We start from the raw sequence: 14,820 nt of genomic DNA, 5'->3' as shown, positions 1-14,820 counted from the left end.
AAGCGCCAGAGATGCATTTTCGCGCGATAACCCGAATCGTTGGCCTGCTGGTCATCTTATTTTCGGGGACCATGATCCTCCCGGGGTTAGTGGCCCTGATATACCGAGATGGCGCGGGACGGGCGTTTACCCAGACCTTTTTTGTCGCTCTGGCGATTGGCTCTCTATTATGGTGGCCGAACCGTCGTGAAAAGGGTGAACTGAAGTCCCGTGAGGGCTTTCTTATTGTCGTCCTCTTCTGGACCGTGCTGGGTAGCGTCGGTGCATTGCCGTTTATTTTTGCCGAGCAGCCGAATCTGACGATAACGGATGCGTTTTTTGAATCCTTTTCAGGCTTGACCACGACGGGTGCGACCACGCTGGTTGGGCTGGACTCTTTACCTCATGCCATCCTTTTCTATCGACAAATGCTGCAGTGGTTTGGCGGTATGGGGATCATTGTGCTGGCGGTAGCCATACTGCCAATACTGGGCGTCGGTGGGATGCAGTTGTATCGGGCGGAAATGCCCGGGCCACTGAAGGACAATAAGATGCGTCCGCGTATCGCCGAAACGGCAAAAACGCTGTGGCTTATCTACGTACTGTTGACGATAGCCTGTGCGCTCGCGCTGTGGTTCGCTGGAATGCCGGCATTCGATGCCATTGGCCACAGCTTTTCGACAATCGCGATTGGCGGCTTTTCTACCCATGATGCCAGCGTGGGATATTTTAACAGCCCAACGATTAACTCTATTATTGCGATTTTCCTGCTGATCTCCGGCTGTAACTATGGCCTGCATTTTTCATTGCTCAGCGGGCGTAGCCTGAAGGTGTACTGGCGCGACCCTGAATTTCGCATGTTTATCGGCGTCCAGCTGACGCTGGTGGTGATTTGCACGCTGGTGCTGTGGCTACACGATGTCTACAGCTCGGCGCTAATGACGCTGAATCAGGCCTTCTTCCAGGTGGTCTCGATGGCAACAACGGCGGGTTTTACTACCGACAGCATCGCTCGCTGGCCGTTATTCCTGCCGGTACTGTTACTGTGCTCGGCATTTATTGGTGGTTGTGCCGGGTCAACGGGCGGTGGTCTGAAAGTTATCCGCATACTGTTGTTGTTCAAACAGGGGAACCGTGAGCTCAAACGTCTGGTGCACCCGAATGCGGTATACAGCATTAAGCTAGGCAACCGTGCGCTACCGGAACGTATCCTGGAAGCGGTGTGGGGGTTCTTTTCCGCCTATGCGTTGGTGTTCATTATTAGCATGCTGGCGATCATCGCGACCGGTGTGGATGACTTTTCTGCTTTTGCCTCGGTTGTGGCAACCTTAAACAACCTCGGGCCTGGACTTGGCGTGGTGGCGGATAACTTCGCAACAATGAACCCGGTCGCGAAATGGATCTTGATTGCTAATATGCTGTTTGGTCGTCTGGAAGTGTTCACCTTACTGGTGCTCTTTACCCCCACTTTCTGGCGCGAATAACAGGAGTGCTTGTGAAAACGTTGATATTATTTTCCACCCGTGATGGGCAGACTCGTGAAATAGCCTCCTTCCTGGCCTCTGAATTAAAAGAGCTGGGTGTCGATGCGGATACGATCAATCTCAACCGTACTGAAGAGGTTGAATGGCATTACTACGATCGCGTAGTGATTGGCGCGTCGATTCGTTATGGGCACTTTCATCCGGCCCTGGACCGTTTCGTGAAGAAACATCTGCAGCCGCTGAATGCGCTGCCGGGGGCATTTTTCTCGGTTAATCTCGTTGCTCGTAAGCCAGAGAAGCGCACTCCTCAAACGAATAGCTATACGCGCAAGTTTCTGCTCAACTCACCGTGGCAGCCGCAGCGTAGTGCGGTATTTGCCGGGGCGCTGCGCTACCCACGCTATCGTTGGTACGATCGCTTCATGATTCGCCTGATCATGAAGATGACCGGCGGTGAAACGGACACCAGTAAAGAAGTCGTCTACACCGACTGGAAGCAGGTTGCCAATTTTGCGCGAGAAATCGCACAAATGACGAGCAAATAGCGCGTAAAATCGGCGTGATGGCGGGAATTTGAGCGGTTGAAAAGTTTTTTTAAAACAGGGCTTGTCAACGTCTCAGAACTCCCTATAATGCGCCTCCACTGACACGGAACAACGGCTTACAGGCCGCCGGGTTAGCGGGGTTCAGCGATGAACACCAACAGAGAAAAGCAAAAATAAATGCTTGACTCTGAATGAGGAAAACGTATTATACGGGACCTCGCGACAGAGCGCTCAGCGCCGTTGCACTGCTCTTTAACAATTTATCAGACAATCTGTGTGGGCACTCAAAGTGACATGGATTCTTAACGTCCTCGGACGAAAAATGAATACCAAGTCTCTGAGTGAACACGTAATTCATTACGAAGTTTAATTCACGAGCATCAAACTTAAATTGAAGAGTTTGATCATGGCTCAGATTGAACGCTGGCGGCAGGCCTAACACATGCAAGTCGAGCGGTAGCACAGAAGAGCTTGCTCTTTGGGTGACGAGCGGCGGACGGGTGAGTAATGTCTGGGAAACTGCCTGATGGAGGGGGATAACTACTGGAAACGGTAGCTAATACCGCATAACGTCGAAAGACCAAAGTGGGGGACCTTCGGGCCTCATGCCATCAGATGTGCCCAGATGGGATTAGCTAGTAGGTGGGGTAATGGCTCACCTAGGCGACGATCCCTAGCTGGTCTGAGAGGATGACCAGCCACACTGGAACTGAGACACGGTCCAGACTCCTACGGGAGGCAGCAGTGGGGAATATTGCACAATGGGCGCAAGCCTGATGCAGCCATGCCGCGTGTATGAAGAAGGCCTTCGGGTTGTAAAGTACTTTCAGCGAGGAGGAAGGCATTAAGGTTAATAACCTTAGTGATTGACGTTACTCGCAGAAGAAGCACCGGCTAACTCCGTGCCAGCAGCCGCGGTAATACGGAGGGTGCAAGCGTTAATCGGAATTACTGGGCGTAAAGCGCACGCAGGCGGTTTGTTAAGTCAGATGTGAAATCCCCGGGCTCAACCTGGGAACTGCATTTGAAACTGGCAAGCTTGAGTCTTGTAGAGGGGGTAGAATTCCAGGTGTAGCGGTGAAATGCGTAGAGATCTGGAGGAATACCGGTGGCGAAGGCGGCCCCCTGGACAAAGACTGACGCTCAGGTGCGAAAGCGTGGGGAGCAAACAGGATTAGATACCCTGGTAGTCCACGCTGTAAACGATGTCGACTTGGAGGTTGTTCCCTTGAGGAGTGGCTTCCGGAGCTAACGCGTTAAGTCGACCGCCTGGGGAGTACGGCCGCAAGGTTAAAACTCAAATGAATTGACGGGGGCCCGCACAAGCGGTGGAGCATGTGGTTTAATTCGATGCAACGCGAAGAACCTTACCTACTCTTGACATCCACGGAATTTAGCAGAGATGCTTTAGTGCCTTCGGGAACCGTGAGACAGGTGCTGCATGGCTGTCGTCAGCTCGTGTTGTGAAATGTTGGGTTAAGTCCCGCAACGAGCGCAACCCTTATCCTTTGTTGCCAGCGGTTCGGCCGGGAACTCAAAGGAGACTGCCAGTGATAAACTGGAGGAAGGTGGGGATGACGTCAAGTCATCATGGCCCTTACGAGTAGGGCTACACACGTGCTACAATGGCATATACAAAGAGAAGCGACCTCGCGAGAGCAAGCGGACCTCATAAAGTATGTCGTAGTCCGGATCGGAGTCTGCAACTCGACTCCGTGAAGTCGGAATCGCTAGTAATCGTGGATCAGAATGCCACGGTGAATACGTTCCCGGGCCTTGTACACACCGCCCGTCACACCATGGGAGTGGGTTGCAAAAGAAGTAGGTAGCTTAACCTTCGGGAGGGCGCTTACCACTTTGTGATTCATGACTGGGGTGAAGTCGTAACAAGGTAACCGTAGGGGAACCTGCGGTTGGATCACCTCCTTACCTGAAAGAACCTGCCTTTGTAGTGTCCACACAGATTGTCTGATGAAAAATAAGCAGTAAAAAATCTCTGCAGGCTTGTAGCTCAGGTGGTTAGAGCGCACCCCTGATAAGGGTGAGGTCGGTGGTTCAAGTCCACTCAGGCCTACCAAATTCGCTACCGTGCTGCGTTATGGCGACTACTCACATACTTCAGTATGCTTCGCGTCACCATGCCTTGCCCGATATCGAATAACGGTAAACAGAGATGACAATTACGATGGGGTTATAGCTCAGCTGGGAGAGCGCCTGCCTTGCACGCAGGAGGTCTGCGGTTCGATCCCGCATAGCTCCACCATCCTTTACTGCTGCACAATAAAAAACTTCAGAGCGTACCTGAAAAGGTATGCTGCGAAGTTTTGCTCTTTAAAAATCTGGATCAAGCTGAAAATTGAAACGACACACTGTTTCCTTTCTCCGTAATAAGAAAGGAAAAATGGTGTGTTCGAGTCTCTCAAATTTTCGCAATGCGAACTGTTTTACGAAACAGTTTCGGGTTGTGAGGTTAAGCGACTAAGCGTACACGGTGGATGCCCTGGCAGTCAGAGGCGATGAAGGACGTGCTAATCTGCGATAAGCGTCGGTAAGGTGATATGAACCGTTATAACCGGCGATTTCCGAATGGGGAAACCCAGTGTGATTCGTCACACTATCGTTAAGTGAATACATAGCTTAACGAAGCGAACCGGGGGAACTGAAACATCTAAGTACCCCGAGGAAAAGAAATCAACCGAGATTCCCCCAGTAGCGGCGAGCGAACGGGGAGCAGCCCAGAACCTGAATCAGTTTGTGTGTTAGTGGAAGCGTCTGGAAAGTCGCAGGGTACAGGGTGATACTCCCGTACACTAAAATGCACATTCTGTGAGTTCGAAGAGTAGGGCGGGACACGTGGTATCCTGTCTGAATATGGGGGGACCATCCTCCAAGGCTAAATACTCCTGACTGACCGATAGTGAACCAGTACCGTGAGGGAAAGGCGAAAAGAACCCCGGCGAGGGGAGTGAAAAAGAACCTGAAACCGTGTACGTACAAGCAGTGGGAGCCTCTTTATGGGGTGACTGCGTACCTTTTGTATAATGGGTCAGCGACTTATATTCTGTAGCAAGGTTAACCGTATAGGGGAGCCGCAGGGAAACCGAGTCTTAACTGGGCGTTAAGTTGCAGGGTATAGACCCGAAACCCGGTGATCTAGCCATGGGCAGGTTGAAGGTTGGGTAACACTAACTGGAGGACCGAACCGACTAATGTTGAAAAATTAGCGGATGACTTGTGGCTGGGGGTGAAAGGCCAATCAAACCGGGAGATAGCTGGTTCTCCCCGAAAGCTATTTAGGTAGCGCCTCGTGAACTCATCTTCGGGGGTAGAGCACTGTTTCGGCTAGGGGGTCATCCCGACTTACCAACCCGATGCAAACTACGAATACCGAAGAATGTTATCACGGGAGACACACGGCGGGTGCTAACGTCCGTCGTGAAGAGGGAAACAACCCAGACCGCCAGCTAAGGTCCCAAAGTCATGGTTAAGTGGGAAACGATGTGGGAAGGCACAGACAGCCAGGATGTTGGCTTAGAAGCAGCCATCATTTAAAGAAAGCGTAATAGCTCACTGGTCGAGTCGGCCTGCGCGGAAGATGTAACGGGGCTAAACCATGCACCGAAGCTGCGGCAGCGACGCTTATGCGTTGTTGGGTAGGGGAGCGTTCTGTAAGCCGTTGAAGGTGGCCTGTGAGGGTTGCTGGAGGTATCAGAAGTGCGAATGCTGACATAAGTAACGATAAAGCGGGTGAAAAGCCCGCTCGCCGGAAGACCAAGGGTTCCTGTCCAACGTTAATCGGGGCAGGGTGAGTCGACCCCTAAGGCGAGGCCGAAAGGCGTAGTCGATGGGAAACAGGTTAATATTCCTGTACTCGGTGTTACTGCGAAGGGGGGACGGAGAAGGCTATGTTAGCCGGGCGACGGTTGTCCCGGTTTAAGCATGTAGGCGGAGCGTTTAGGTAAATCCGGACGCTTATTAAACGCTGAGGTGTGATGACGAGGCACTACGGTGCTGAAGTAACAAATGCCCTGCTTCCAGGAAAAGCCTCTAAGCATCAGGTAACATCAAATCGTACCCCAAACCGACACAGGTGGTCAGGTAGAGAATACCAAGGCGCTTGAGAGAACTCGGGTGAAGGAACTAGGCAAAATGGTGCCGTAACTTCGGGAGAAGGCACGCTGATGGTAGGTGAAGTGACTTGCTCACGGAGCTGAAATCAGTCGAAGATACCAGCTGGCTGCAACTGTTTATTAAAAACACAGCACTGTGCAAACACGAAAGTGGACGTATACGGTGTGACGCCTGCCCGGTGCCGGAAGGTTAATTGATGGGGTTATCCGTAAGGAGAAGCTCTTGATCGAAGCCCCGGTAAACGGCGGCCGTAACTATAACGGTCCTAAGGTAGCGAAATTCCTTGTCGGGTAAGTTCCGACCTGCACGAATGGCGTAATGATGGCCAGGCTGTCTCCACCCGAGACTCAGTGAAATTGAACTCGCTGTGAAGATGCAGTGTACCCGCGGCAAGACGGAAAGACCCCGTGAACCTTTACTATAGCTTGACACTGAACATTGAGCCTTGATGTGTAGGATAGGTGGGAGGCTTTGAAGTGTGGACGCCAGTCTGCATGGAGCCAACCTTGAAATACCACCCTTTAATGTTTGATGTTCTAACGTAGACCCGTGATCCGGGTTGCGGACAGTGTCTGGTGGGTAGTTTGACTGGGGCGGTCTCCTCCTAAAGAGTAACGGAGGAGCACGAAGGTTAGCTAATCCTGGTCGGACATCAGGAGGTTAGTGCAATGGCATAAGCTAGCTTGACTGCGAGCGTGACGGCGCGAGCAGGTGCGAAAGCAGGTCATAGTGATCCGGTGGTTCTGAATGGAAGGGCCATCGCTCAACGGATAAAAGGTACTCCGGGGATAACAGGCTGATACCGCCCAAGAGTTCATATCGACGGCGGTGTTTGGCACCTCGATGTCGGCTCATCACATCCTGGGGCTGAAGTAGGTCCCAAGGGTATGGCTGTTCGCCATTTAAAGTGGTACGCGAGCTGGGTTTAGAACGTCGTGAGACAGTTCGGTCCCTATCTGCCGTGGGCGCTGGAGAATTGAGGGGGGCTGCTCCTAGTACGAGAGGACCGGAGTGGACGCATCACTGGTGTTCGGGTTGTCATGCCAATGGCATTGCCCGGTAGCTAAATGCGGAAAAGATAAGTGCTGAAAGCATCTAAGCACGAAACTTGCCCCGAGATGAGTTCTCCCTGACTCCTTGAGAGTCCTGAAGGAACGTTGAAGACTACGACGTTGATAGGTCGGGTGTGTAAGCGTAGCGATACGTTGAGCTAACCGATACTAATGAACCGTGAGGCTTAACCTTACAACGCCGAAGCTGTTTTGGCGAAGAGACGAAATTGATTTTCAGCCTGATGACAGATTATTCACTGCGCAGAGATGCGGGGTGGAAACAGAATTTGCCTGGCGGCAATAGCGCGGTGGTCCCACCTGACCCCATGCCGAACTCAGAAGTGAAACGCCGTAGCGCCGATGGTAGTGTGGGGTCTCCCCATGTGAGAGTAGGGAACTGCCAGGCATCAAACAAGTAAGAAGCCCATCCTGACGGATGGGCTTTTTGCGTTTTTGCCGGTACTGCCGGGTAGCCCGGACAAGGCGCCGCGCGCCGCCTCCGGGAAATATCTCTATCTGAAAAGTCATGTTTATCTGGAGCGCCACGAATACCCGTCTGGCCGCAATCAAACAAGCCTTCCCCCAACAGATACGGTAAACTAGTGCAGATTTTGCATCAGGAAGCCACTATGAATCATTCCCTCAAACCCTGGAATACCTTTGGCATTGACCGTACGGCCAAAGCGATTGTGCGTGCTGAAAATGAACAGCAGCTATTGTCCGCATGGCAAAAAGCCACTGCAGAAGAACAGCCCGTTTTGATCCTCGGTGAAGGAAGCAACGTGCTCTTCCTGAAGGATTATGCGGGTACGGTGATTATCAACCGCATTATGGGAATTGAGGTTACGGAAACGCCTGATGCCTGGCATTTGCACGTTGGGGCCGGAGAGAACTGGCATCAGCTGGTGCAGTTTACGCTGGATAATGAAATGCCGGGTCTGGAAAATCTGGCATTGATTCCCGGCTGTGCGGGCTCCTCTCCGATCCAGAACATCGGCGCATATGGTGTTGAATTAAAACGTTTTTGCCAGTATGTCGATTGTATTGAGCTGGCGACAGGTCGTAAGCTGCGCGTTTCCGCAAGTGAATGTCGTTTTGGCTATCGTGACAGTATTTTCAAACATGAGTACCAGGATCGCTATGCCATCGTTGCCGTGGGTTTCAGGCTGACAAAGAGCTGGGATCCGGTGTTAACCTACGGCGATCTGACTCAACTTGACCGGCAAACCGTAACACCACGTCAGGTATTCGATGCCGTTTGCCATATGCGAATAACTAAGCTTCCGGATCCAAAGGTGAACGGTAATGCCGGTAGCTTCTTTAAAAACCCGGTGATCGATGCAGAGAAAGGGCAGGCGCTGCTGGCCATGTTCCCGAATGCTCCACATTACCCGCAGGCAGATGGCAGTATGAAACTGGCCGCAGGATGGCTCATCGATCAATGCCGGCTGAAAGGGAAAACCATCGGCGGGGCCGCGGTACATCGCCAGCAGGCTTTGGTATTAATCAATGATAATCAGGCAACCAGCGATGATGTCATTCAGCTGGCCCATTATGTCCGCCAGCAGGTAGGCGAAAGATTTAATATCTGGCTCCAGCCGGAAGTCCGCTTTATTGGTGCAACCGGTGAAGTGAACGCCGAGGAGGCAATTGCATGAAAGATAATACAATCCCTCTGACGCTGATATCGATTTTAGCCGATGGTGAGTTTCATTCCGGAGAGCAGCTGGGCGAACGCCTGGGCATGAGCCGGGCGGCAATCAATAAGCATATTCAGACTCTGCGTGACTGGGGCGTTGACGTTTTTACCGTTCCAGGTAAAGGCTACAGCCTGCCAGAGCCGATCCAGCTATTAGATGAAGAGCGCATTGCTGCACAGATCGAAAACGGCCGAGTGACGGTACTCCCGGTCATTGACTCAACGAACCAGTATCTGATGGATCGTCTTAATGAGCTGCAATCCGGAGATGCCTGTGTTGCAGAGTATCAGCAGGCTGGCCGCGGCCGCCGTGGGCGCAAGTGGTTTTCACCCTTTGGAGCTAACCTCTATCTCTCTATGTTCTGGCGGCTGGAGCAAGGGCCTGCCGCCGCGGTGGGGCTGAGTCTGGTAATCGGAATTGTCATTGCAGAAGTGCTTCAGAGCCTGGGGGCCGACAAGGTTCGCGTGAAGTGGCCAAATGATCTCTATCTCCAGGATCGTAAACTGTCGGGTATTTTGGTCGAGCTGACGGGGAAAACCGGTGATGCGGCGCAGATAGTGAGCGGGGCGGGGATCAATCTGGCGATGCGTCGCGTTGAGTCGGACATCGTGAACCAGGGATGGATTAGCCTGCAGGAAGCCGGTGTATCTATCGATCGCAATACGCTGGCCGCGCGCCTGATTAAAGAGCTTCGCGCTGGCCTTCAGCTCTTTGAGCAAGACGGTCTGACACCTTATCTTGCGCGTTGGGAGAAATTAGATAACTTCCTTAATCGCCCGGTTAAGCTTATTATTGGTGATAAAGAAATCTTTGGTATTTCTCGCGGTATTGATACTCAAGGGGCGTTATTACTTGAGCAGGATGGGGTGATAAAGCCCTGGGTTGGTGGCGAGATATCATTGCGTAGCGCCGAGTAAGTCAAATAAAAAAGGGAGCCGGAGCTCCCTTTTATTTTTTATAATTATTATTTCCGTAACCGGACCTGATCAACCGAGTGATTTGCACTTTTGGTCATGATAAGACTAGCGCGCTCTCGAGTTGGTAGTATGTTTTCTTTGAGATTCAGCAGGTTAATCTCATTCCATAATGAAGTGGCAATGTTCACAGCTTCATCTTTAGAAAGCTTTGCATAATTATGGAAATAAGAATCAGGATCGGTGAATGCCCCTTCGCGGAATTTTAAGAAGCGGTTGATATACCATGTTTTCAGTAATTCTTCTGGCGCATCGACATATATAGAAAAATCAACGAAGTCAGACACAAATACATGGTGCGGGTCATGGGGATAATCCATTCCGCTTTGCAGTACATTTAATCCTTCCAGAATCAAAATGTCCGGTTGTGCCACGGTTTTATCCCCGTCGGGGATTACATCATAAATAAGGTGCGAATAGACCGGTGCGGTGGCATTCGGTATACCGGATTTCAGGTCGGAGACAAACTTGACCAGACGGTGCATATCATAAGATTGCGGGAAGCCCTTCTTCTTCATCAGCCCGCGTTCTTTCAACACGGCGTTAGGATGCAGGAAACCATCGGTGGTAATTAATTCGACATGGCGATGTTCCGGCCAGCGACTGAGCAAGGCCTGCAGGACACGCGCAGTTGTGCTTTTACCTACTGCCACGCTCCCGGCAATACTGATGATATACGGAATACGCTGGCCGTTAGTGCCAAGGAATTGCTCCAGCACGGCCTGGCGGCGCAAGTTAGAACTGATATAGAAATTAAGCAAACGCGACAGCGGCAAATAGATCTCTGCAACTTCTTCAAGGGAAAGATCTTCGTTGATGCCTTTTAACCGCGTGATTTCTTCCTCTGTCAGCGTCATCGGAACGGAATCACGAAGTGCAGCCCATTGGTTGCGGTTAAATTGTAGATACGGTGTCATTAACGTCTGCTCTTTTTTGCTCATAAGCATGTTCTTAGCATCGCCGAATCTAATGCAGCGAGGGATGCTTCACACAAGTTAATCAGGACAATGGGCAGGAGGGTAACACCAGATTGCGAGGAATAATAAGAAAAAAACTCATCGAATGACGCTTTCTAATGCAGACATCACAAGAGTGGGGTGTGCGGGTAATTATGTGTCAGGTGGATAATAGTGGTGAAGGGGGCGGGTGATGAATGTCGATGGGGAGAGCTATCAACGAACGCGCTTAGCTGACGTTGAAATACATTTTCGTCAGAATAAGAGGAGTTTTCATGCCGCGAGGGTGCCCGGAAGTTCCTGCGATGATCGGAAATGGCGTTTCTGAACCCAATATCACGTGGCTACGTTCGATTTATGGCGCGAGGAATGCCGGTTTTTTGTCCTCCGTTGTTTGAAATTACACCGTTTTTCCTTGTTTGAGCACAAAATATGAGCAATGGAACATTTTATGCAATTTTTTAGTTGCATGAATTCGCAGGTCTCCCTAAAATGCGCGCTACTTGATGCCGACTTAGCTCAGTAGGTAGAGCAACTGACTTGTAATCAGTAGGTCACCAGTTCGATTCCGGTAGTCGGCACCATCAAGTGCCTGGTGGGGTTCCCGAGCGGCCAAAGGGAGCAGACTGTAAATCTGCCGTCATCGACTTCGAAGGTTCGAATCCTTCCCCCACCACCATCTTTCGGCAACGCTTTGCGAAGCCAGAGTTGCTTGGTTAAACTAATCAACTCAAATGAAAAAAAGAGATAACTCTCTTTTTTTTGTTATAGAAAGAACTGGGTAGCCGAGTTTCAGGATGCGGGCATCGTATAATGGCTATTACCTCAGCCTTCCAAGCTGATGATGCGGGTTCGATTCCCGCTGCCCGCTCCAGACGTGCTGATATGGCTCAGTTGGTAGAGCGCACCCTTGGTAAGGGTGAGGTCCCCAGTTCGACTCTGGGTATCAGCACCACTTCTTTATCTCTCCTTCCCTGTTTCTCTCTGTTTATTGCATTCAACAAGTCGGGCATGTGCCCGGTTGATGTGGTGATATCACCGATTTATCCGTGTCTTAGAGGGACAATCGATGTCTAAAGAAAAGTTTGAACGTACAAAACCGCACGTTAACGTCGGTACTATCGGCCACGTTGACCATGGTAAAACAACGCTGACTGCTGCAATCACTACCGTTCTGGCTAAAACCTACGGTGGTTCTGCTCGCGCATTCGACCAGATCGATAACGCACCGGAAGAAAAAGCTCGTGGTATCACCATCAACACTTCCCACGTTGAATATGACACCCCGACTCGCCACTACGCACACGTAGACTGCCCGGGCCACGCCGACTATGTTAAAAACATGATCACCGGTGCTGCTCAGATGGATGGCGCGATCCTGGTTGTTGCTGCGACTGACGGCCCGATGCCGCAGACTCGTGAGCACATCCTGCTGGGTCGTCAGGTAGGCGTTCCGTACATCATCGTGTTCCTGAACAAATGCGACATGGTTGATGACGAAGAGCTGCTGGAACTGGTTGAGATGGAAGTTCGTGAGCTGCTGTCTCAGTACGACTTCCCGGGCGACGACACTCCGATCATCCGTGGTTCTGCTCTGAAAGCGCTGGAAGGCGACGCAGAGTGGGAAGCTAAGATCGTTGAACTGGCTGGCTACCTGGATTCCTATATCCCGGAACCAGAACGTGCAATCGACAAGCCGTTCCTGCTGCCGATCGAAGACGTATTCTCCATCTCCGGCCGTGGTACTGTTGTTACCGGTCGTGTAGAGCGCGGTATCGTTAAAGTTGGCGAAGAAGTTGAAATCGTTGGTATCAAAGAGACTGCTAAGTCTACCTGTACTGGCGTTGAAATGTTCCGCAAACTGCTGGACGAAGGCCGTGCTGGTGAGAACGTTGGTGTTCTGCTGCGTGGTATCAAACGTGAAGAAATCGAACGTGGTCAGGTACTGGCTAAGCCGGGTTCTATCAAGCCGCACACCAAATTCGAATCTGAAGTGTACATCCTGTCCAAAGATGAAGGCGGCCGTCATACTCCGTTCTTCAAAGGCTACCGTCCGCAGTTCTACTTCCGTACAACTGACGTGACTGGCACCATCGAACTGCCGGAAGGCGTAGAGATGGTCATGCCGGGCGACAACATCAAAATGGTTGTTACCCTGATCCACCCGATCGCGATGGACGATGGTCTGCGTTTCGCAATCCGTGAAGGCGGTCGTACCGTTGGCGCGGGCGTGGTAGCAAAAGTTCTCAGCTAATCGCTGATAACATTTGACGCAATGCGCAATAAAAGGGCATCATTTGATGCCCTTTTTGCACGCTTTCGAACCAGAACCTGGCTCATCAGTGATTTTTTTTGCCATAATCATTGCTGAGACAGGCTCTGTAGAGGGCGTTAAGTCCGAAACGCAGCAGAGCATTTCGGTTTGGTTGCCTCGCTCTGGCGGGGCAAAATTATTTGTCTGAATTCTTGTGACAGGTTGGTTTATGAGTGCGAATACCGAAGCTCAAGGGAGCGGGCGCGGCCTGGAAGCGATGAAGTGGGTGATCGTTGCTGCGCTGCTGATTGTGGCCATCGTAGGCAACTTCCTTTATCGTGACATTATGCTGGCGGTGCGTGCGCTGGCTGTAGTGATTCTGATCGCTGCTGCCGGTGGCGTTGCGCTGTTAACCACTAAAGGTAAGGCGACAGTCGCCTTTGCCCGCGAAGCGAGAACCGAAGTCCGCAAGGTTATCTGGCCAACTCGCCAGGAAACGCTGCACACTACGCTGATTGTTGCTGCGGTTACTGCGGTAATGTCACTGATCCTGTGGGGACTGGATGGTATTCTGGTTCGCCTGGTATCCTTTATCACTGGCCTGAGGTTCTGAGATGTCTGAAGCTCCTAAAAAACGTTGGTACGTCGTTCAGGCGTTTTCCGGTTTTGAAGGTCGCGTAGCTACCTCGTTGCGTGAACATATCAAATTACACAATATGGAAGAGTTATTTGGCGAAGTCATGGTGCCGACCGAAGAAGTGGTCGAAATCCGTGGCGGCCAGCGCCGCAAGAGTGAGCGCAAATTCTTCCCGGGTTACGTTCTGGTCCAGATGGTAATGAACGACGCAAGCTGGCACCTGGTGCGCAGCGTGCCGCGCGTGATGGGCTTTATTGGCGGTACTTCTGACCGTCCGGCACCGATCAGCGATAAAGAAGTTGATGCGATTATGAACCGCCTGCAGCAGGTTGGTGATAAGCCGCGTCCGAAAACGCTGTTTGAACCGGGCGAAATGGTTCGTGTCAGCGATGGTCCGTTTGCTGACTTTAACGGCGTCGTTGAAGAAGTTGACTATGAGAAGTCCCGTCTGAAGGTATCTGTTTCTATCTTTGGCCGTGCAACTCCGGTTGAGCTGGACTTTGCTCAGGTAGAGAAAGCCTAACAGGCGATCAAAAAAGCAGCGATTTAATCGTTGCATGAGGCGCGAAATTGACATACAATTTCGCGCCTTTTGTTTTTATGGGCCATGTGTCCATAAAACATTATTTATAACGGGGAGCCTTTTCTGAAGGCGTTATACCCAAACGAGGAAATTTAAATGGCTAAGAAAGTCCAAGCCTACGTCAAGCTGCAGGTTGCAGCTGGTATGGCGAACCCGAGCCCGCCGGTTGGTCCAGCACTGGGTCAGCAGGGTGTGAACATCATGGAATTCTGTAAAGCGTTCAACGCAAAAACTGAATCCATGGAAAAAGGTCTGCCGATTCCGGTTGTTATTACCGTTTACGCTGACCGCTCCTTTACCTTTGTTACCAAGACTCCGCCGGCTGCTGTTCTGTTGAAGAAAGCTGCAGGCATCAAGTCTGGTTCCGGTAAGCCGAACAAAGAGAAAGTAGGTAAAATTTCCCGCGCTCAGCTGCAGGAAATCGCGCAGACCAAAGCTGCCGACATGACTGGTTCCGACATTGAAGCGATGACTCGCTCCATCGAAGGTACCGCACGTTCCATGGGCCTGGTAGTGGAGGATTAA

General features: G+C 51.4%; 9 protein-coding genes, 6 tRNA genes and 3 rRNA genes. 17 read left to right on the top strand and 1 reads right to left on the bottom strand.

Annotated elements, in window-relative coordinates:
- Positions 1-11: 11 nt before the first annotated feature.
- From trkH to birA, 9 genes are all read left to right on the top strand, one after another.
- Positions 12-1,463 carry a Trk system potassium transporter TrkH gene (gene trkH, locus ACMYSK_RS18190; RefSeq protein ID WP_434637517.1) on the top strand — a complete coding sequence of 484 codons (1,452 nt, stop codon included), beginning with the start codon at positions 12-14 and terminating at the stop codon, positions 1,461-1,463.
- 11 nt (positions 1,464-1,474) lie between these two features.
- Positions 1,475-2,008: a menaquinone-dependent protoporphyrinogen IX dehydrogenase gene (hemG, locus tag ACMYSK_RS18185; RefSeq protein ID WP_434637515.1), complete on the top strand. Its 534-nt coding sequence runs from the start codon at positions 1,475-1,477 to the stop codon at positions 2,006-2,008.
- A gap of 388 nt (positions 2,009-2,396) precedes the next feature.
- Positions 2,397-3,937, top strand: a 16S ribosomal RNA gene (locus tag ACMYSK_RS18180).
- A 71-nt stretch (positions 3,938-4,008) separates the two neighbouring features.
- Positions 4,009-4,085, top strand: a tRNA-Ile gene (locus tag ACMYSK_RS18175).
- Positions 4,086-4,195: 110 nt separating this feature from the next.
- A tRNA-Ala gene (locus ACMYSK_RS18170) sits at positions 4,196-4,271 on the top strand.
- A gap of 205 nt (positions 4,272-4,476) precedes the next feature.
- A 23S ribosomal RNA gene (locus ACMYSK_RS18165) occupies positions 4,477-7,384 on the top strand.
- Between the two features lie 97 nt (positions 7,385-7,481).
- Positions 7,482-7,597: ribosomal RNA gene (rrf, locus tag ACMYSK_RS18160) — 5S ribosomal RNA — on the top strand.
- Together the 16S, 23S and 5S rRNA genes with 2 tRNA genes alongside form the textbook arrangement of a ribosomal RNA operon.
- A gap of 223 nt (positions 7,598-7,820) precedes the next feature.
- Positions 7,821-8,849, top strand: coding sequence for a UDP-N-acetylmuramate dehydrogenase (murB, locus tag ACMYSK_RS18155; protein ID WP_434637513.1), 1,029 nt, complete (start codon positions 7,821-7,823; stop codon positions 8,847-8,849).
- Positions 8,846-9,808 carry a bifunctional biotin--[acetyl-CoA-carboxylase] ligase/biotin operon repressor BirA gene (birA, locus tag ACMYSK_RS18150; protein ID WP_434637511.1) on the top strand — a complete coding sequence of 321 codons (963 nt, stop codon included), beginning with the start codon at positions 8,846-8,848 and terminating at the stop codon, positions 9,806-9,808. Before murB ends, birA begins: the two co-directional genes overlap by 4 nt.
- Positions 9,809-9,855: 47 nt before the next feature.
- Here birA and coaA read toward each other — a convergent pair whose 3' ends face one another.
- Complete coding sequence (gene coaA / locus ACMYSK_RS18145; RefSeq protein WP_015585388.1) at positions 9,856-10,806, bottom strand: type I pantothenate kinase; 951 nt, start codon at positions 10,804-10,806, stop codon at positions 9,856-9,858.
- Between the two features lie 523 nt (positions 10,807-11,329).
- Here coaA and ACMYSK_RS18140 point away from each other — a divergent pair.
- The 8 genes from ACMYSK_RS18140 (at position 11,330) to rplK (ending at position 14,820) form a co-directional block, all read left to right on the top strand.
- Positions 11,330-11,405 (top strand) — tRNA-Thr (locus ACMYSK_RS18140).
- A gap of 10 nt (positions 11,406-11,415) precedes the next feature.
- Positions 11,416-11,500: transfer RNA gene (locus ACMYSK_RS18135), tRNA-Tyr, on the top strand.
- A gap of 120 nt (positions 11,501-11,620) precedes the next feature.
- A tRNA-Gly gene (locus ACMYSK_RS18130) sits at positions 11,621-11,695 on the top strand.
- Between the two features lie 5 nt (positions 11,696-11,700).
- Positions 11,701-11,776 (top strand) — tRNA-Thr (locus tag ACMYSK_RS18125).
- 114 nt (positions 11,777-11,890) lie between these two features.
- Positions 11,891-13,075 (top strand): elongation factor Tu, encoded by a 1,185-nt coding sequence (tuf, locus tag ACMYSK_RS18120; protein WP_041143535.1) that lies wholly within the window; start codon positions 11,891-11,893, stop codon positions 13,073-13,075.
- A 229-nt stretch (positions 13,076-13,304) separates the two neighbouring features.
- Complete coding sequence (gene secE, locus ACMYSK_RS18115; protein WP_004118411.1) at positions 13,305-13,688, top strand: preprotein translocase subunit SecE; 384 nt, start codon at positions 13,305-13,307, stop codon at positions 13,686-13,688.
- 1 nt (position 13,689) lies between these two features.
- Positions 13,690-14,235 carry a transcription termination/antitermination protein NusG gene (gene nusG, locus ACMYSK_RS18110; protein ID WP_002438628.1) on the top strand — a complete coding sequence of 182 codons (546 nt, stop codon included), beginning with the start codon at positions 13,690-13,692 and terminating at the stop codon, positions 14,233-14,235.
- A gap of 156 nt (positions 14,236-14,391) precedes the next feature.
- Positions 14,392-14,820, top strand: a complete 429-nt coding sequence (gene rplK / locus ACMYSK_RS18105) for a 50S ribosomal protein L11 (RefSeq protein ID WP_434637507.1) — start codon at positions 14,392-14,394, stop codon at positions 14,818-14,820.

The organism is Klebsiella sp. I138 (assembly GCF_051131765.1).
Lineage (GTDB): Bacteria > Pseudomonadota > Gammaproteobacteria > Enterobacterales > Enterobacteriaceae > Klebsiella.
This window is presented reverse-complemented; position numbering and strand designations above follow the sequence as displayed.